This is a genomic window from Roseateles sp. (genome assembly GCF_046300915.1).
GTDB lineage: Bacteria > Pseudomonadota > Gammaproteobacteria > Burkholderiales > Burkholderiaceae_C > Kinneretia.
Genome location: NZ_JBKCLH010000224.1, coordinates 1 through 17,145 on the forward strand (window position 1 = coordinate 1; position 17,145 = coordinate 17,145).

17 protein-coding genes and 2 tRNA genes are annotated in these 17,145 nt (G+C 66.2%); 5 read left to right on the plus strand and 14 right to left on the minus strand.

Annotated elements, in window-relative coordinates:
- Window positions 1-126: 126 nt before the first annotated feature.
- Entirely contained in the window at window positions 127-822 is a 696-nt protein-coding gene (locus ACK5F2_RS16860; RefSeq protein WP_409866728.1) for a Bax inhibitor-1/YccA family protein, read from the minus strand.
- Between the two features lie 212 nt (window positions 823-1,034).
- Here ACK5F2_RS16860 and ACK5F2_RS16865 point away from each other — a divergent pair, with 212 nt between their 5' ends.
- Complete coding sequence (locus tag ACK5F2_RS16865; protein ID WP_409866760.1) at window positions 1,035-1,349, plus strand: GlcG/HbpS family heme-binding protein; 315 nt, start codon at window positions 1,035-1,037, stop codon at window positions 1,347-1,349.
- Between the two features lie 138 nt (window positions 1,350-1,487).
- Here ACK5F2_RS16865 and rlmD read toward each other — a convergent pair whose 3' ends face one another.
- The 5 genes from rlmD to surE all read right to left on the minus strand — a co-directional run bounded on the left by rlmD (window position 1,488) and on the right by surE (window position 6,553).
- Window positions 1,488-2,855 carry a 23S rRNA (uracil(1939)-C(5))-methyltransferase RlmD gene (gene rlmD, locus ACK5F2_RS16870; RefSeq protein ID WP_409866729.1) on the minus strand — a complete coding sequence of 456 codons (1,368 nt, stop codon included), beginning with the start codon at window positions 2,853-2,855 and terminating at the stop codon, window positions 1,488-1,490.
- A gap of 56 nt (window positions 2,856-2,911) precedes the next feature.
- Window positions 2,912-3,919, minus strand: a complete 1,008-nt coding sequence (rpoS, locus tag ACK5F2_RS16875; protein WP_409866732.1) for an RNA polymerase sigma factor RpoS — start codon at window positions 3,917-3,919, stop codon at window positions 2,912-2,914.
- A 102-nt stretch (window positions 3,920-4,021) separates the two neighbouring features.
- A complete protein-coding gene (locus ACK5F2_RS16880; RefSeq protein ID WP_409866734.1) occupies window positions 4,022-4,900 on the minus strand; it encodes a peptidoglycan DD-metalloendopeptidase family protein in 879 nt (292 codons plus the stop codon).
- 38 nt (window positions 4,901-4,938) lie between these two features.
- Window positions 4,939-5,763 carry a protein-L-isoaspartate(D-aspartate) O-methyltransferase gene (locus ACK5F2_RS16885; protein WP_409866737.1) on the minus strand — a complete coding sequence of 275 codons (825 nt, stop codon included), beginning with the start codon at window positions 5,761-5,763 and terminating at the stop codon, window positions 4,939-4,941.
- A gap of 40 nt (window positions 5,764-5,803) precedes the next feature.
- Window positions 5,804-6,553, minus strand: coding sequence for a 5'/3'-nucleotidase SurE (gene surE, locus ACK5F2_RS16890; protein WP_409866739.1), 750 nt, complete (start codon window positions 6,551-6,553; stop codon window positions 5,804-5,806).
- 96 nt (window positions 6,554-6,649) lie between these two features.
- Between surE and ACK5F2_RS16895 the strand changes: the two genes are divergently transcribed.
- Both ACK5F2_RS16895 and ACK5F2_RS16900 read left to right on the plus strand, forming a co-directional pair.
- Window positions 6,650-7,630, plus strand: coding sequence for an NADPH:quinone oxidoreductase family protein (locus ACK5F2_RS16895; protein ID WP_409866741.1), 981 nt, complete (start codon window positions 6,650-6,652; stop codon window positions 7,628-7,630).
- A 117-nt stretch (window positions 7,631-7,747) separates the two neighbouring features.
- Window positions 7,748-8,500, plus strand: a complete 753-nt coding sequence (locus ACK5F2_RS16900) for a LuxR C-terminal-related transcriptional regulator (protein ID WP_133602876.1) — start codon at window positions 7,748-7,750, stop codon at window positions 8,498-8,500.
- A gap of 156 nt (window positions 8,501-8,656) precedes the next feature.
- Here ACK5F2_RS16900 and ACK5F2_RS16905 read toward each other — a convergent pair.
- The 7 genes from ACK5F2_RS16905 to uvrC form a co-directional block, all read right to left on the minus strand.
- A tRNA-His gene (locus ACK5F2_RS16905) sits at window positions 8,657-8,732 on the minus strand.
- Between the two features lie 104 nt (window positions 8,733-8,836).
- Complete coding sequence (locus ACK5F2_RS16910; protein WP_409866743.1) at window positions 8,837-10,747, minus strand: SurA N-terminal domain-containing protein; 1,911 nt, start codon at window positions 10,745-10,747, stop codon at window positions 8,837-8,839.
- A gap of 105 nt (window positions 10,748-10,852) precedes the next feature.
- Window positions 10,853-10,928, minus strand: a tRNA-Val gene (locus tag ACK5F2_RS16915).
- Between the two features lie 25 nt (window positions 10,929-10,953).
- On the minus strand, window positions 10,954-11,226 hold the full coding sequence (locus ACK5F2_RS16920; protein ID WP_133602874.1) for an HU family DNA-binding protein: 273 nt from the start codon (window positions 11,224-11,226) through the stop codon (window positions 10,954-10,956).
- Window positions 11,227-11,412: 186 nt separating this feature from the next.
- A complete protein-coding gene (gene pgsA, locus ACK5F2_RS16925) occupies window positions 11,413-11,982 on the minus strand; it encodes a CDP-diacylglycerol--glycerol-3-phosphate 3-phosphatidyltransferase (protein ID WP_409866745.1) in 570 nt (189 codons plus the stop codon).
- Window positions 11,983-12,065: 83 nt separating this feature from the next.
- Window positions 12,066-12,617: a hypothetical protein gene (locus ACK5F2_RS16930; protein WP_409866747.1), complete on the minus strand. Its 552-nt coding sequence runs from the start codon at window positions 12,615-12,617 to the stop codon at window positions 12,066-12,068.
- Window positions 12,604-14,592: an excinuclease ABC subunit UvrC gene (gene uvrC / locus ACK5F2_RS16935; RefSeq protein WP_409866749.1), complete on the minus strand. Its 1,989-nt coding sequence runs from the start codon at window positions 14,590-14,592 to the stop codon at window positions 12,604-12,606. Before uvrC ends, ACK5F2_RS16930 begins: the two co-directional genes overlap by 14 nt.
- A 51-nt stretch (window positions 14,593-14,643) precedes the next feature.
- On the opposite strand from uvrC, the gene earP reads away from it, so the two are divergent.
- Window positions 14,644-15,723 (plus strand): elongation factor P maturation arginine rhamnosyltransferase EarP, encoded by a 1,080-nt coding sequence (gene earP, locus ACK5F2_RS16940; RefSeq protein WP_409866751.1) that lies wholly within the window; start codon window positions 14,644-14,646, stop codon window positions 15,721-15,723.
- A gap of 164 nt (window positions 15,724-15,887) precedes the next feature.
- Window positions 15,888-16,442, plus strand: a complete 555-nt coding sequence (efp, locus tag ACK5F2_RS16945; protein ID WP_409866754.1) for an elongation factor P — start codon at window positions 15,888-15,890, stop codon at window positions 16,440-16,442.
- An 81-nt stretch (window positions 16,443-16,523) separates the two neighbouring features.
- On the opposite strand, the gene ACK5F2_RS16950 is transcribed toward efp, so the two are convergent.
- The coding region (locus tag ACK5F2_RS16950) for a thiamine pyrophosphate-dependent enzyme (RefSeq protein WP_409866757.1) at window positions 16,524-17,145 on the minus strand (622 nt) is incomplete at its 5' end.

Below are 17,145 nucleotides of genomic sequence, written 5' to 3' on the forward strand. Positions count from 1 at the left end.
ACTACACACCGGGCAAGTGATGCGCGTGGCCAGTGCGCCTGCTGCTGCATCGTCAGCGTGGGCGGCGCGCTGCACACAAAAAAAGGCGGCCACCGGCCGCCTTTTGTCATTCGGTCGTGGCGTCGATCAGTCGCGCTCGCCGCCGAAGATGCCCAGCAGGGACAGCAGGCTCTGGAACACGTTGTAGATGTCCAGATAGATCGCCAGGGTGGCGCTGATGTAGTTGGTCTCGCCGCCGTCCAGAATGCGCTTGATGTCGTAGAGCATGAAGGCCGAGAAGACAGCCATGCTCAACACCAGCAGGGTCAGCATCAGGGCCGAGGACTGCAGGAAGATGTTCACGACGCCGGCCACCAGCATGATGATGGCGCCCACGAAGAGGAACTTGCCCAGCCCCGAGAGGTCGCGTTTGATCACCGTGGCCAGGCTGGCCATGGCGAAGAAGATGGCGGCGGTGCCGCCAAAGGCGGTCATGATCAGGCTGGCGCCATTCTTGAAGCCCAGGATCTGGGCCAGCAGGCGCGAGAGCATCAGGCCCATGAAGAAGGTGAAGCCCAGCAGAGCCACCACGCCGGTGCTGCTGTTCTTGGTCTTCTCGACCACGAACATCAGGCCGAAGGCGCCCACGAAAAAGATCAGGGTCGAGAGGCCGAAGCCCATCTTGGCCATGATGCCAGTGGACACACCGATCCAGGCACCCAGCACGGTGGGCACCATGGACAGGGCCAGCAGCCAGTAGGTGTTGCGCAGCACGCGCTGGCGGTCGCTGGCCAGCGCGGAGCCGTAGGCGGCGCCGTATTGGTTTTGCAGGCTTTCGTTCATAAGTCCTCCGAAGATGTCGTCGTTGGAGCCCTGGCAGGCCGGGCTTCTGGTGCGATTCTAGTCACAGCATCGCGCCCGGGCCGGCGCCCTATCTCCTCACTGTCCCTGGGAGCTTGAGCGGCTGTAGCGGCAGCTTTGCACTCCGGGTGTGAATGCGGCAGCCCATGGACGCTAAAGTGAGCATCTCACTGTTGGATTTCAAGACCAAGACCATGAATCAAAAGCCCTATCTGACCCTGGACGACGTCAAGCGCATTGCCGCCGCGGCCGAGACCGAGGCCCGCAACAACAGCTGGGCCGTGAGCATCGCCATCGTGGACGACGGTGGCCATCTGCTGTGGCTGCAACGCCTGGACGGTGCAGCGCCGGCGTCGGCCCAGATCGCCCCGGCCAAGGCTCACACGGCCGCGCTGGGCCGCCGCGAGTCCAAGATCTATGAAGACATGATCAACCAGGGCCGCGTCTCCTTCCTGAGCGCCCCGAGCCTGCAAGGCCTGCTGGGCATCTTTGGCGGGGAAAGGGACTAACACCCCCTACCGGCTGCGCCGGCCCCCTCAAGGGGGCGAGTCCGACGGCCCGGCAGAGCCGGATCCGCGGACTCCGCGCGATGAGCGCCAACTGCGTGGCGCATAAAAACGAAAGGGCCTTACGGCCCTTTTTCTGTTTCAGCGTTCGAAGACCGCAATGCTCTCCACATGCGCCGTGTGCGGGAACATATTCACCGCGCTGGCCGCCGTGCAGCGGTAGCCGGCCACATTCACCAGCAGGCCCGCGTCGCGCGCCAGGGTGGCCGGGTTGCAGGACACATAGACGATGCGCTTGGGCGGGGTCCAGCCCGGCGCCAGGGCCGGGTTCTCGGCGATGTCGGCCACGGCCTTGGCCAGGGCGAAAGCGCCCTCGCGCGGCGGGTCCACCAACCATTTGTCGGCCACGCCATCGGCGGCCAGCAGCTCGGGCGTCATCTCGAAGAGATTGCGCGCCACGAAGCTTGTATTGGCCTCCAGGCCATTGCGGCGAGCGTTCTCGCGCGAGCGCTGCACCAGGGCCTCGCTGCCCTCGATGCCCAGCACCTCGCGCGCCTGGGTGGCCAGAGGCAAGGTGAAGTTGCCCAGGCCGCAGAACCAGTCAATCACCCGCTCATCCTTGTGCACCTGCAGCAGGCGCAGCGCGCGCCCCACCAGCACGCTGTTGATGTGCGGATTCACCTGGGTGAAGTCGGTGGGCTTGAAGGGCATGCGTACGCCGAACTCGGGCAGGGTGTAGGCCAGTTCGGGCCCGCCCTCGTCCAGCAGATGCACGGTGTCCGGCCCCTTGGGCTGCAGCCACCATTGCACCATCGGGTGAGCGGCGGCAAACGCACGCAGCTTGGCCTTGTCGCCCTCGGGCAGCGGATTCAGATGGCGCAGCACCAGGGCCATGACGGTGGCCTCGCCGTTGTCGCCCATGGCCAGCTCGATCTGCGGCAGGCGGTCGCGCTCCTCCATGCTGGCGATCAGCTCGCGCAGCGGCATCAGCAGATCGCTGACGCTGGCGGGCACCACCTTGCAGACCTGCATATCGGCCACATAGCGGCTCTTGCGCTCGTGAAAGCCGATCAGCACCACGCCCTTCTTGGCCACATAGCGCACCGAGAAGCGCGCGCGGTAGCGGTAGCCCCAGGTCGGGCCTTCAATAGGACGCAGCAGCGTCTCGGGCTTGACCTTGCCCAGATGCCAGAGGTTGTCCTCCACCACGCGTTGCTTCACCGCCACCTGGGCCCCGGCATGCAGATGCTGCATCTTGCAGCCGCCGCAGGCGCCGGCATGCAGGCCGAAATGCGGGCAGCCCGGCGTCACGCGCTGCGAGCTCTCGCGCCGCAGAGCCATCAGCGTGCCCTGCTCCCAGTTGTTCTTCTTGCGGCCAACGCTGACCTGTACCTCTTCGCCAGGCAGGGCGCCATCGATGAAGACCACCTTGCCCTCGGTATTGCGGGCCACGCCCTGCGCCTCGAGGTCCAGGGCCTCGACCTTCAGCCATTCATTCTCTTGCGTCATGGCGCGCGATTATCCCAGGCCCGCCGGGCTCGCCCGCGCGGGACGCGGCTCAGGCGTCAGAAGATGGCGTCGCGGTTGATGCCGTGGCGCTGCATATTGCGCTTGAGCTTGTTCAGCGCCTCGATCTGGATCTGGCGAATGCGCTCGCGCGTCAGCCCCAGGCGTATGGCCAGCACATCCAGGGTCTCGGGCTCCCGGTCCGCCAGACCGTAGCGGCCGGCCAGCACCTCGCGCTCGCGATCATTCAGGGCCGCCATGCCATGGGCCAGCAACGCTTCCAGCTCATGACTCAGGCGCTGGCCCAGCGGATCCACCGCCTGCTCATCGGCCACCAGGTCCATCATGGACTCGCCGCCCTCGCCATTGCGGTCCACCGGCGAGTCCAGCGAGCTCGGCAGCTCGGCATAGGCCAGCAGATCGGACACATGAGACAGGGGCAGGTTCAGGCGTGCGGCAATCTCCTCGGCGCGCACCACGGCCTCCTGGCCGTCCTGGCTGCGCAAGGCCTCCAGCGCACGCCGCGCCTTCAGCACCTGGTTGAGCTCGCGCACGATATGCACCGGCAGGCGCACCAAGCGGGCCTGGTGCATCAGGGCACGCTCAATGCTCTGGCGTATCCACCAGCTGGCATAGGTCGAGAAGCGGAAGCCACGCTCCGGCTCGAACTTGCCGATGGCATGCATCAGACCGAGGTTACCCTCCTCAATCAGATCGCTCATGGGCAGGCCACGGCCCAGGTAGTTCTTGGCGATGCTGACCACGAGCCGCAGGTTGTGCTCGATCATGGACTGACGTGCGGCGAATTCACCAGCGCGGGCGCGCACCGCCGTGTCGTACTCTTCCTGGGGGGTCAGCAGCGGGGTGCGGCGGATGTCGCGCAGATAGGCCTGCAGCGCATTGCCCAGCTCCAACTCGGCACCGGGCGCACTGGCGGCGCGCCCACGGCCGTTGGCACGCAGCGCCTCGGCCTCGTCATCCTCTTCGCTAGGGACAGGGACTGGCGCCGCAGCGGCGCCTTCATCATCATCAAGCGGGACGGCCGGCAGGACGTCAAGATCCTGCAAGCGCAACGGCCCGGGTGGAACAAATCCAGCGGGCCGTGCCGCGGGGCTTATGTGCAAAGAAGTCTGCTTCATGATCCTTGCTCATCGCCCCCATGCTGTGTCCTAACGGGCTGGCAGCAGCTTGGCCGGATCGACGGGCTTGCCCTGCTTGCGCACCTCGAAGTGAAGTTTCACTTGCTCGGCGTCGCTGGACCCCATCTCGGCAATCTTCTGCCCCTTGCGCACTGCCTGATCCTCCTTGACCAGCAAGGTCTGGTTGTGCGCGTAGGCCGTCAGGTAAGTCGCGTTGTGCTTGATGATGACGAGATTGCCGTAGCCGCGCAAGCCAGAACCCGCGTAAACCACACGGCCATCCGCTGCCGCCAGCACCGGGTCACCCGCCTTGCCACCAAAGGCCAATCCCTTGTTGCGCGCGTCATCGAAACCTGCCGTCACCGGCCCGTTCACCGGCCAGCCCCAGGACGGATCATCATCGCCGCCCGTTGCCGCAGGCGTGCTCGGCGCCGAAGCCGCTGGAGACTGAGCTGCAGAGGCCGGCGCGGCGGCGGGTTTGCTGTCCAGAGGGCGGCTCTCCACCTTGGCCGTCGCCACCGGACGCGCGCTGACGGCACCCGCATCGATACCGGGCGGCACCACGCGCAAGACCTGACCCACCTCGATGCGGTTGGCATTCTCCAGCTCGTTCCACTTGACCAGATCGCGCCAGTTCTGCCCATTTTCCAGCGCGATACGGATCAGGGTGTCGCCCTGCTTCACCGTGTAGTAGCCGGGCTTGCCGGCGTTCTCGGCGCCAGGCAGGGGCTTGGTATCGGGAGCAGGCGCCGGGCTCGGCGCAGGGGCCGGCGCGCTGCTGCGTGCGCCGCCGCTGATGGGTCGGTCTTCCACGGGAGCCTTGTGCTTGGGCGAGGCACAGCCCGCCAGGATGGACACAAGTGCGAGAGCGGACAGGGCCGCCGGAATCCGGTTCGTGTTGTATTGCATGCTTGAGGCGTTTCCAGGCGCTGGCAAAGGCGCGGAATTCACATGACGCCCGATTTTAGGGGCACGAACAGCACCGGTTCGTGAACCGTGCGAACAAGACGCGAGCCCCCCGCCTCCACCACATGGTCCACCACCACCAGCACCTGGCCACGACCGCCCGGCGCCTGCATGGGCGCCACCAGTCGACCGCCCGGGGCGAGTTGGGTCAGCCAGGGCTCGGGCAGGTCCTCGCCACCGGCGGCGGCGATGATGGCGTCATAAGGGCCCGCGCCGGCATGGCCCAGGCGCCCATCACCATAGATCAGTCGGATCTGGCGCAGCAGACCCAGGCCCTGCAGATGGCCCTGGGCCTTGTCGTGCAGGGGACGCAGGCGCTCGATGCTCACCACCTGACGCGAGAGCGCGGCCAGCACGGCGGCCTGGTAGCCGCAGCCAGTGCCGATCTCCAGCACCCGGCCCAGCTGGCCCGCGCTGCGGGCGGTGGTGCCAGCCATCAGCAGCTCGATCATGCGGCCCACCACCGAGGGCTTGGAGATGGTCTGCCCGTGGCCGATGGGCAGGCTGGTGTCCTCATAGGCCTGGATGGCCAGGGCACTGTCCACGAACTCGTGGCGCGGCACGCTGGCCAGGGCCTGCAGCACGCGCTCGTCCTTGAGCCCCTCGCGCTGCAGGCGCTGCACCATGCGCAGGCGCACACCGGCCGAGTCCAGCCCCAGGCCGCTGGGCGCGCTCCGGCGCGCCGCATCCTGGGCCGCCTGATGCAGCGGACGCTGCGGGCGCAGCAGCTCGCGCGCGGGCCGCGCTGGCTGCGAGCCCAGCTTGTCCAGCGGCAGCGGAAAGCGGCGCTTGGGTACCTCGCTCATGACACAGTCCCCGAACCCCGGTGCACGGTGATGTCACGCATCACGACTGCAACCCCAGGCGCTGACGCCAGCCCGGCAGGCCGGCGTGGTCGGTCAGGTCCACCTGTAGCGGCGTGATCGAAATCTGGCCATTGGCCGTGGCGTGGAAGTCCGTGCCCTCGCCGGCCTCGCGGGCGTCGCCGGCCGGACCGATCCAGTAGATGGGCTCGCCGCGCGGATTGGTCTGGCGGATCACCGCCTCGCTGGCATGGCGGCGCCCCAGGCGGGTGATGCGGCGCGGCAGGCTGGCGGCGTCGGCGCGGTTGGGGATGTTCACATTGAGCAGGAAGGGATGGCCCAGGCCACCCGCGATCACCTGCTCGACGATAGCGCGCGCTGCCTGCGCCGCGGCCTCCAGCTCGCCCCAGCCCTTGTCCGCCTGGGAGAAGGCGATGGACGGGATGCCGAAAAGAAAGCCCTCAGTGGCCGCCGCTACGGTGCCGGAGTAGAGCGTGTCATCGCCCATATTGGCGCCGTTGTTGATGCCGGAGAGCACCAGGTCGGGGCGGTAGTCCAGCAAGCCGGTCAAGGCCACGTGCACGCAGTCCGAGGGCGTGCCGTTGACATAGCGGAAGCCATTGGCCGCCGTGTAGACCGACAGGGGCCGGCCCAGGGTCAGGGCATTGGAGGTGCCACTGGCGTTCTGCTCGGGCGCGATCACATCGATCCGCCCCAGCCCTTCGCAAGCCTTCACCAGGGCCGCAAGGCCCGGTGCCAGATAACCGTCGTCGTTCGCAATGAGGATACGCATGATGCAGCCATTGTAGGCAGCGCGTCACCTGCGCGACCCCTTGGCAACCCGCCCCTGCCTATCATCCCCCGCCGGAACTGACGAGGAGCGAACACCATGCAAGCCTGGCTGTGCGAAAACCCTGTGGGCGCGGACGCCCTGAGCTGGAAGGAACTGCCCACGCCGGAGCCGGGCCCGGGCCAGATCCGCGTGGCCATACGCGCGGCCAGCCTCAACTTTCCCGACCTGCTGATCGTGCAGGGCAAGTACCAGGTCAAGCCGCCCACACCTTTTGTGCCGGGCGCCGAGTTTGCCGGCGTGGTGGAGGCCGTGGGCGAGGGCGTGCGCCATCTCAAGCCCGGAGATGCGGTCGCGGCCTTCGCCGGCACCGGCGGTTTCGGCAGCCATGCCTGCCTGCCCGCGGCCCAGGCACTGCCCCTGCCGCCGGGCTTTCCCTTCGAGGATGCGGCCGCCTTTCTCTGCACCTATGCCACCAGCCACCACGCCCTGCTGGACCGTGCCGCCCTGCAGCCCGGCGAAACCGTGCTGGTGCTGGGCGCGGCCGGCGGCGTGGGCACGGCCGCCATACAGATCGCCAAGGCCGCGGGCGCGCGCGTGATCGCGGCCACTTCCTCCGACGAGAAGAACTCGCGCTGCCTGGCCCTGGGGGCAGACGCCGTCATCAACTACAGCCGTGGCCAGCTGCGCGAGGAGCTCAAGACCCTGACCGAGGGGCGCGGACCCGACGTGATCTACGACCCCGTGGGGGGCGATCTGGCCGAGACGGCCTTCCGCAGCATTGCCTGGCGCGGCCGCTATCTGGTGGTGGGCTTTGCACAAGGGCAGATCCCCGCCCTGCCCCTGAATCTGGCCCTGCTCAAGGGAGCCTCCCTGGTGGGCGTGTTCTGGGGGGAGTTTGCGCGTCGCGAACCGGCCCGCAACGCCAAGATGCTGGGCGAGCTGGCCGCCTGGTATGCCCAGGGCAAGGTCAAGCCCGTGCTCGATGCGGTGCTGCCCATGCAGGAGCTGCCCGCGGCCTTTGCCCGCATGAGCAGCCGACAGGTGGTGGGCAAGCTGGTACTGCGCATGCCCGCATGAACGCCGACACCAGAAGACCTCAAGGCAACAACTCGCAACGCATGCCCTCCTTTTGCGGGGCATGTGCCCTGAGCGTTGTGCGCTACGATGACGCGCTGAGCGGAGTCCCCTCGCACCATGGCCGTCAAAGTACTGATCATCGAAGACAACCCAGTTGCCCGCAGCTTTCTCTGCCGCGTCGTGCGTGAGAGCTTCAGCGACGCCATGGAGATCACCGAAGCCGGAGATCTCGAAGGCGCACGCCGCCATGTGGCTCGCCTCAAGTCGGAGAACCCGGAGCAAAGCTACAAGCTGATCCTGCTGGACCTGGAGCTCCCGGACGGCAACGGCATGGAATTGCTGGCCGAACTGGCAGGGTCGCCAGCGGTCAAGGTGGTGACCACCCTCTACTCCGATGACGACCATCTCTTCCCCGCCCTGCAATGCGGCGCCGACGGCTATTTGCTCAAGGAAGACCGCTTCGAGGTGCTGGTGGAGGAATTGCAGCGAATCGTCCGGGGGCAGCCGCCGCTGTCTCCCGCCATTGCACGCCGCCTGCTCTCGCACTTCCGTCCCGGCACCACCGGAGATACCGGCCCGATGAGTCTGTCGGGCGGCCTGAACTCCGGCTTCAGCCCGCTGTCGTCCAGCAGCGGCCCCAACAGCCGCAGCGTGGCGCTTGACCCCCCGCCGGAATGGGAACGCCTGACCCCGCGAGAGAACGAGGTTCTGACCTACCTGAGCAAGGGCTTTACCATCAAGGAGATTGCCAACCTGATGGGCATCAAGTGGTTCACGGTGAACGATCACATCAAGAGCATCTACAAGAAGCTCAATGTGTCCAGCCGCGCCGAGGCCGCCGTACTGGCCAGCAAGCAAGGATTGGTCTGAGCAAGCTGGTGGGCAAGACCTGACACTCCGGATCGCTCAGCAAGAATGCCCGCCATCTTGGCGGGCTTTTTTTCGAGCACCTTTTCCAAAGGAAGAAACTCGGCGCGCCAATGGAAAAAGGGCTAGCGTTTTTCAACGCTAGCCCTTCGAATTACTTGGGGTGGCTAATGGGACTCGAACCCACGACAACCAGAATCACAATCTGGGACTCTACCAACTGAGCTATAGCCACCGCAGAGACATAGATTATAAACAGAAATTAAACGCTGGGAAGTGTTTTTCGCAAGACTGACTTAAAAAACTTAGAGCGCACTTCGCCAAGCCTTGCTGGCAGGGTCAGGGCGCGGCCGACGAAGCCGCGGCGGCAGGCACGCTGAGCTTGACCTTGTAGTGGGTCTTGAGCGCGTTGTAGTAGGCCTGCGACTCCGCTGCAGTCCACGCCTGCGCATACTGCTGGCTGGCACGCTGCTCATCGATCAGGGCCGGATCGCGCGGCAGCAGCTTGTTGATGCGCGCCAGGACATAGACGCCCTCGCCGCTGTCCACGCCCACATAGGTCGGCAGCGTGCTGGCCTCGGCGCGCAGCAACTCATTGAGCACCTTGGGCGGGAGATTGGCGGGCTTGGCACGCGAGATCAGCTGAGCCGGCTCCAGGCCGGTGGCATCGGCGCCCTTTTGCAAAGCCTCCAGTCGCTCCTTGCCTCGCTTGGCTGCCGCCTCACCGGCGAGCTTCTGCATCAGCTGGGCGCGCACCTGAGCCTTCACATCCGCCAAGTCCGGCAAGCGTGCCGGCTTGTAGTCCAGCACACGCGCTGCGGCCAGTTGGCTGGGCCCCACTTCCACAGCCTCCGTGTTGCGCTTGTTGCGCAAGGCGTCATTGCCAAACACGGCCTCCAGCAATTTGGCGGAAGCCAACACGCCGCTTGCGCCCGGCGCGGGCTTGCGCTGCACCATGGCGGTCTGGAGGTTCAGTTTGAACTTGTCAGCCGCGGGCTTGAGACTGTCGGACTGCTCGTAAACCGCATTGCTGAACTGCTCGGCCAGCTCGGTGTAGCGCTTCTGGGCCAGCTGGCGGCGAACCTCATGCTCCAGATCGGCCCGTACCGACTCAAAGCTCTTCTTGTCGCCACCGCGCACACCCGTGAGCTGGATCAGGTGGTAGCCGAAGTCGGACTCCACCACATTGCTGATCTCCCCCTGCTTCAGCGCATACGCCGCATCTTCAAAGGGCTTGACCATGGCACCGCGCGGGAAGAAGTCCAGATCACCGCCACGCTCCGCTGAACCCTCGTCCTGAGAGTTCTTGCGGGCCAGCTCGGCAAAACCAGCAGGGTTCTTGCGAGCCTGTGTCAGCAGCTCCTCGGCGCGGGCCTTGGCCTTGGCCCGCTCTGCGGCCGGTGTGTCCTTGTCGGCCTTGATCAGGATGTGGCTGGCGCGGCGCTCCTCGGCCACGGTGTAGCGGGACCGGTTCTCCTCAAAGTACTTCTTGAGATCGTCATCGCTCACCGTCACGCCACTCTTGAGCGTCTCCAGATCCAGCACCAGATACTCGATCTGGGCCATCTCGGGCAGCTGGAAGCGCGCGCTATTGGCCGGCTCCTTGTAAAAGGCCTCGACTTCAGCGTCGCTCGGATTCATCTGAGCCAGGAAATCCTGGGCGGAGAAGCGCTGCAGCTGGACCTCTCGCTGCTGCAGCAAGGCATCAAATGCCAGGGCTGAGTTGGCCTTGGAGGCCACACCCGTACCCGCCACGCCCACCATGACCTGCCTCAGCGTCAGATCCTGGCGCAGACGCTGGGCAAACATTTCAGAGCTCATGCCCTGGGCCAGCAGCAGATTCTTGTTGACCGTGCCGTCGGGGTTGCGCAGAAAGGCGAACTGCGGGTCGCTACGGAACAGCTGCTGCAGCCGCTCATCGCTGATGGTCAGGTGTTGGCCCTTGGCAGCCGCCAGCAGCACGCGCTCGCGCACCAACTCGTCCAGGGACTCACGCCGAACCTCCGGCGAGTCGACCAGCTTCATGTCCAGATTGGGCATCTGCGAGCGCAGACGTTCCACCTGATTGCGGTGAGCTGCATCCCATTCGGCCTGAGTGATCTTGCGATCGTCCACCGTGGCAACACCGGCATTGCTGCCGTCCATGAAACGGGAGTAGCCCTCGACACCGACCAGCACAAAGGCCGGCAGGATCAGGATCAGCAGCATCAGCTGAAACAGGCGGTTGTGCTTGCGAACGAAATCAAACATCGGGGTCCTCGAAGGGCGACGCGGTCTTGATTGGGGTGCCGCGCTCAAACACGACAAAGGCGAACCATGGTTCGCCTTTGCGCGCAGGCATTCTAGCCATGCAGATGGTGGGTGCTAACGGGCTCGAACCGCTGACATCTTCCGTGTAAGGGAAGCGCTCTACCAACTGAGCTAAGCACCCGGTCGAAACCGGTGAAACAGCGATCTTAGTTGATCGCGTCCTTCAGGCCCTTGCCAGGGCGAAATTTCGGCACCTTGGCGGCCTTGATCTTGATCGTGTCGCCGGTGCGTGGATTACGTCCGCTTCGCGCCGCCCGCTTGGCCACGCTGAAGGTACCGAACCCAACCAGTGAAACACTGCCATTCTTCTTCAAGGTGGTCTTGACGCCGCCGATCAAGGCCTCCAGCGCGCGACCGGCCGCCGCCTTGGAAATGTCGGCCTGCTTGGCAATGTGCTCGATCAGTTCGGACTTGTTCACAAAAAACCCCTCAAAGAATTTTGAAGATGGCCACCAAGGCCGCGCCTGGCTGAAACTCGGGGAAGCGGATTCTAGACGCAATCCGCGGGCTCTCTGAGCAGGGGCAAGTCCCGATACAAAGTGACTCGCGGCAGCGGGTGTCACCAAGAGCCAGGCACCCGGTGGTTCAAGACCCGTGCGCTGGCCTCAACGAACCTTGGCGCGAATCTCGGGCAAGGCTTTTTGCAGGTAGTACACCATGGACCAGATGGTCAGCACCACGGCGATGTAGAGCAGCCAGGTCCCCCAGAGCCGGGTGTCGATCAGGCCAAAGAGCGGACCGTCGAAGAGCAGGAAAGGGATGGCGACCATCTGGGCCGTGGTCTTGAGCTTTCCCACCATGTGCACGGCCACCGAGCGCGAGGCGCCGATCTGGGCCATCCACTCGCGCAGGGCCGAAATCGCGATCTCACGGCCCACGATCACCAGAGCCACGAGGGCATTCACCCGCCCCAACTCGAGCAAGACCAAGAGGGCCGCACAGACCAGGAACTTGTCCGCCACCGGATCAAGAAAGGCGCCGAAGGACGAGGTCTGGTTGAGCTTGCGCGCCAGATAGCCATCGAGCCAATCCGTCAGGGCCACCAGCACAAAAAGCACCGTGGCGAACAGATTGCGATGAGCCGGCGAAAACTCCTCCAGATAGAACACCCCCACGATCAGCGGTATCGCGACGATGCGGGCCCAGGTGAGCAGGGTTGGCAGGGTGAAAAACATGCGGGCATTGTGCCCGAGGCAGGCGACCTGCCACGGGCTGTCTCTTTCATGCGAAAGCCGCTAGGCACGGCCTCAGGGGCCCCTCACTGATCCAGGGTGCGGGGTTTGAAGCGGCGCTGGTCGTTAAACAGAAAGGTTTCGCTGAATTTCCAGGGTCTCGGCATGCGCGAGACATCACCAAACGGCGCAGCGCGGTGCACGGCATCGATGGCGAGTTGCACCGTGTCCTGAGCCTGACCGGGCCGACGCAGCACGGCGATATGCTTCACGCGTCCGTCGCCATGCAACTCCACCTCCAGCACCGGAATCGCCAACAGAGGCTCGGGCACCGGGCCTAGATAGCTGCGCTCCGGGTTGGCGGCCACCAGACGCTCGGCGGCTTGCTGGCGCAGCTCGATGGCATTGCGTACCGGACGCGGGGGGCCGAGCTTGGGCTGTGCCGGAGTCGGGGCGGGCGCGGCCGTACGCGGGCCCTCGGCCGCACCAGGCTTGGGCGCTGGCGCGCTGCTGCCCTGGGCCCCGCTCGGCGGCGGACCAGGAGGTAGGCGCGGGCCGCTGCAGCCAGCCAGCCAGCCCAGCAGCAGGCCCAGGCCGGCCCAGGCGCTCAGCCGGCGCATCAGTTCAGTGAAGGACACGGTAAATCTCCTCGGCCAGTTCACGGGAGATGCCCTTGACCCCGGCCAAATCATCGACGCTGGCAGCGGCCACGCCGCGCACCCCGCCAAAGCGCTGCAGCAGCAGCGCACGCTTGCGCGGGCCCACGCCCGGCACATCTTCCAGGCGCGAGCCACCGGTGCGCGCGGCCGCGCGCTTGGCGCGCATGCCGGTGATCGCGAAGCGGTGCGCCTCGTCGCGGATCTGGGCCACCAGCATCAGGGCCGCCGAGTCGCGGCCCAGATAGACCTTCTCGCGCCCGTCGGCAAAGACCAGCTCCTCCAAGCCCACCTTGCGGCCCTCGCCCTTCTCCACGCCCACGATCAGGGACAGGTCCAGGCCCAGTTCCTCGAAAACCTCGCGCGCCATGGCCACCTGGCCACGGCCGCCATCCACCAGCACCAGATCGGGCAGGCGGCCCGTGCCCAGCTGGGCCGCCTCGGCCAGCTTGCTGTAGCGTCGGGTCAGCACCTGGCGCATGGCGGCGTAGTCGTCCCCGCCGGTGATGCCCTCGATGTTGTAACGACGGTACTGGCTGCTCTGCATCTGGTGGCCCTCGAAGACCACGCAGGAGGCCATGGTGGCCTCGCCCGCCGTGTGGCTGATGTCGAAGCACTCGATGCGGAACTGCTCGGGCTCGGTCACGCTCAGGTCCAGGGCCTCAATCAGGGCGCGGGTGCGGGCCTGCTGCGAGCCCTCTTCCGAGAGCAGGCGGGCCAGGGCCAGCTCGGCGCCCTTGACGCACATCTCCTGCCAGACGCGGCGCTGGCCGCGCGGCTGGGCTTGGGTGGTGACCTTGTAGCCGGCCTGGGCCGTGAGCGCGGCGGCCAGGCTCTCGTCCACCGCCTCGCTGAGCACGATGAGCGAGGGCACCTGGGCGTCCAGATAGTGCTGGGCCATGAAGGCCTCCAGCACCTGGCGCTCGGGGCTGGGGCGCTCCGTCGCCGGGGCCGCCTCGCCGCCCTCCTGCTCCGCGGCCTCGGCCTCCAGGGCCGCCAGCTGCAGGGCCGTGGCGTCCTCCACATGCTTGGGGAAGTAGGCGCGGTCGCCCAGGTGGCGGCCGCCGCGCACCATGGCCAGGTTCACGCAGGCGCGCCCACCCTGTACCTTGACGGCCAGGATGTCCACATCGCGATCGCGGCCGGTGGCGCTGTTCTCGTCCACCGCCTGCTGCTGCAGCACCTTGGACAAGGCCTGGATCTGGTTGCGCAGCTCGGCCGCCAGCTCGTACTCGAAGCGCTCGGCATGGGCCATCATCTGGGCCTGCAGGCCGTCCAGCACCTCCTGGGTCTCGCCCAGCAGAAAGCGCTCGGCATGGCGCACGTCACGCGCATAGTCCTCGGTCTGTCCCTCGGGCACGCAGGGGCCCGAGCAGCGGCGGATCTGGTAAAGCAGGCAGGGCCGGCTGCGGTTGTTGAAGACCGTGTCCTCGCAGGTGCGCAGGCGAAAGACCTTCTGGATCAGCTGGATGGACTCCTTCACCGCCCAGGCGCTGGGGAAAGGTCCGAAATAGCGATGGCGCTTGTCCACCGCGCCGCGGTAGTAGCTCACGCGCGGCCAAGCATGGCCCGAGAGGCGCAGATAGGGGTAGCTCTTGTCGTCCCGGAACAGGATGTTGAACTTAGGCGTAAGCGCCTTGATCAGATTGTTCTCGAGCAGCAGGGCTTCGGCCTCGGTGCGCACCACCGTGGTTTCCATGCGCGCGATGCGTGCCACCATCAGGCCGATGCGGCTGCCGCCATGGTCCTTCTGGAAATAGCTGGAAACGCGGCGCTTGAGGTTCTTGGCCTTGCCCACATAGAGCACCTGGTCCTGGGCATCGAAATAGCGGTAGACGCCGGGCAGGCTGGACAGGGCCGCCACCTCCGCCAGCAGGCGCTCGCGGGCCTGGGGCGCTGCTTCGGGGGGCGTCTCCAGCGGTTCGGCGGACTCGGGCGCGGCAGGACTCTCTTGCATGGGCCGCGATTGTGCAACCACTTGGGGCCGCACTTCAGCACGGCTTCGATAATGCGGGCGATGACGCAAGCGAGATGGGATCTGTTCTGCCGGGTGATCGACAACTACGGTGATATCGGCGTGTGCTGGCGCCTGGCGCGCCCGCTGGCCGCCAGTGGCACGCCGGTGCGGCTCTGGATCGACGACGCCAGCGCCCTGCGCTGGATGGCACCCGAGGGCCCGCCACCGGGGCTGAGCGTGCACCCCTGGGCCGAGGCCGCGCGGGCGAGCGACTGCGGCGCCGTGGTGATCGAGGCCTTCGGCTGCGAGCTGCCCGAGGACTTCGTGGCCCTGATGGCCCGCCAGCAGCCGGCGCCGGCCTGGATCAACCTGGAATACCTCAGCGCCGAAAGCTATGTGGAGCGCAGCCACGGCCTGGCCTCGCCCCAGTTCAGTGGCCCCGGCCGGGGCCTGTCCAAGCATTTTTTCTATCCCGGCTTCAGCACGCGCACCGGCGGCCTGCTGCGCGAGCCCGACCTGCTGACGGCACAGCAAGCCTTCGACGCCCCGGCCTGGCTGGCGCAGCAGGGCATCGCCCCACAGCCGGGGGAGCGGCTGGTGAGCCTCTTCGCCTACCCCAATGCCGGCCTGGGCGAGCTGCTGGCACGGCTGGGCGAAGTGCCCACCCTGCTCCTGGTCTGCCCCGGCGCGGCCCAGGCGGCGCTGGCTGCACCGGATGCGCCCGCCCTGCCCCCGGGTCTGCGCTGGCAGGCCCTGCCCTATCTGAGCCAGGACGACTATGACCGCCTGCTCTGGGCCTGCGATCTCAACTGCGTGCGCGGCGAGGATTCCTTCGTGCGCGCCCAATGGGCCGGCAAGCCCTTTCTCTGGCACATCTACCCGCAGGACGATGGCGCGCATGGCCCGAAGCTCGAGGCCTTTATGGACCGCTGGCTGGCTGAGGCCGAGCCGGGTCTGGCCGCCCGCTGGCGTGGCCTGTGGCGGGCCTGGAACGGCCTGGGCGACTGGGCGCCCGCCCGCCTGCCCGAGCCCCGGGCCGCCCAGGCCCATGCCCGGGCCTGGCGTGCGCAATTGACGGCGCAGGTCGATCTGCTCACGCAGCTGCGCCAGTTCATCCGGGCCAAAGCCTAGAAAGCTCACGGAAAGCGGCTAGAATCAGGGGTTTTGCCGCCCGAGTGATTGAAGATCAGGGACAGGGCGTGCGCCGGGCCTCGGAGCCCGCAAACCCAGGCCAAGCCTGGGTTGCTGAACCCGAAAAGCCCTCATCACTCAATCCCACCAGACTCGGAACCCCTATGAAGATCGCTCAAGAAATCCGCGCCGGCAACGTGATCATGCAGGGCAAGGACCCCATGGTCGTGCTGAAGACCGAATACAGCCGTGGCGGCCGCGGCGCGGCCACCGTGCGCATGAAGATGAAGAACCTGCTGAACGGCGCAGGTACGGAAACCGTCTTCAAGGCCGACGACAAGATGGACCAGATCATTCTGGACAAGAAGGCCTGCACCTACACCTACTTCGCCGACCCGATGTATGTGTTCATGGACACCGAGTACAACCAGTTTGAAGTCGAAGCCGAGAACATGGGCGACGCCCTGTCCTATCTGGAAGACTCCATGCCCGTGGAAGTGGTGTTCTACGACGGCAAGGCCATCTCGGTCGAACTGCCGACTTCGCTGGTGCGCGAAGTCACTTGGACCGAGCCGGCTGTCAAGGGCGACACCTCGGGCAAGGTGCTGAAGCCCGCCAAGATCTCCACTGGTTTCGAAATCCCCGTGCCCATCTTCGTGGCCCAGGGCGACAAGATCGAAATCGATACCCGCACGCACGAGTACCGCAAGCGCGTCTAAGCCGTGCCCGGCTCTGAACGAAAAGGCAGCGTCAGCTGCCTTTTTTCGTTTCGGGCGGCGCCCGCCATTGCCAAGCGGCGATCAGCCGCCTGTTTCCTGGCTGAGATAGGGCCGATCACGCCCCAGCCAGATCTCATTGTGAGCGGCACCGGCCGGCATCATCGGAAAACAGTTTTCCTGCGCCGCCACCACAACATCGAGGAAGAACGGGCCGACGCTGTGCAAGCACTCGTCCAGCGCCGCATCCAATTCAGCCCGCCGCTCAACCCTGCGCGCCTGCCAGCCAAAGGCCCGCGCCAGTGCCACGAAATCCGGCAAGGCCTCGGTGTAGCTGTGGCTCAAGCGGCCGCCATGGATCAGCTCCTGCCACTGCCTGACCATGCCCATGCGACCGTTGTTGCACAGCACCAGCTTGACCGGGGTGCGATGCTGCATCGCGGTGGACATCTCCTGGATGTTCATCAGCACCGAGGCATCGCCGCTGACACACACCGTCAGCGCCTCGGGATGCGCAATCTGCGCGCCGATCGCAGCCGGCAGCCCGTAGCCCATGGTGCCGGCACCGCCCGAACTCAACCAGCGCCCGGGACGCCGCTGTTTCAGATGCTGTGCCGCCCACATCTGATGCTGCCCGACGTCCGTCGACACGATCGCGTCTCGATGCGTCAGTGCCGCATCGAGCCGGCTCAGCAAGGCCTGCGGC

Bases quoted from the DNA above. Each gene is read 5' to 3' on its own strand.
- pgsA (WP_409866745.1), bottom strand. From the start codon at position 11,982: ATGTTTTTCACCCTGCCAACCCTGCTCACCTGGGCCCGCATCGTCGCG.
- earP (WP_409866751.1), top strand. From the start codon at position 14,644: ATGCGGGCGATGACGCAAGCGAGATGGGATCTGTTCTGCCGGGTGATC.
- ACK5F2_RS16910 (WP_409866743.1), bottom strand. From the start codon at position 10,747: ATGTTTGATTTCGTTCGCAAGCACAACCGCCTGTTTCAGCTGATGCTG.
- ACK5F2_RS16900 (WP_133602876.1), top strand. From the start codon at position 7,748: ATGGCCGTCAAAGTACTGATCATCGAAGACAACCCAGTTGCCCGCAGC.
- ACK5F2_RS16880 (WP_409866734.1), bottom strand. From the start codon at position 4,900: ATGCAATACAACACGAACCGGATTCCGGCGGCCCTGTCCGCTCTCGCA.
- ACK5F2_RS16895 (WP_409866741.1), top strand. From the start codon at position 6,650: ATGCAAGCCTGGCTGTGCGAAAACCCTGTGGGCGCGGACGCCCTGAGC.
- ACK5F2_RS16885 (WP_409866737.1), bottom strand. From the start codon at position 5,763: ATGAGCGAGGTACCCAAGCGCCGCTTTCCGCTGCCGCTGGACAAGCTG.
- ACK5F2_RS16865 (WP_409866760.1), top strand. From the start codon at position 1,035: ATGAATCAAAAGCCCTATCTGACCCTGGACGACGTCAAGCGCATTGCC.
- ACK5F2_RS16860 (WP_409866728.1), bottom strand. From the start codon at position 822: ATGAACGAAAGCCTGCAAAACCAATACGGCGCCGCCTACGGCTCCGCG.
- uvrC (WP_409866749.1), bottom strand. From the start codon at position 14,592: ATGCAAGAGAGTCCTGCCGCGCCCGAGTCCGCCGAACCGCTGGAGACG.
- rlmD (WP_409866729.1), bottom strand. From the start codon at position 2,855: ATGACGCAAGAGAATGAATGGCTGAAGGTCGAGGCCCTGGACCTCGAG.
- efp (WP_409866754.1), top strand. From the start codon at position 15,888: ATGAAGATCGCTCAAGAAATCCGCGCCGGCAACGTGATCATGCAGGGC.
- surE (WP_409866739.1), bottom strand. From the start codon at position 6,553: ATGCGTATCCTCATTGCGAACGACGACGGTTATCTGGCACCGGGCCTT.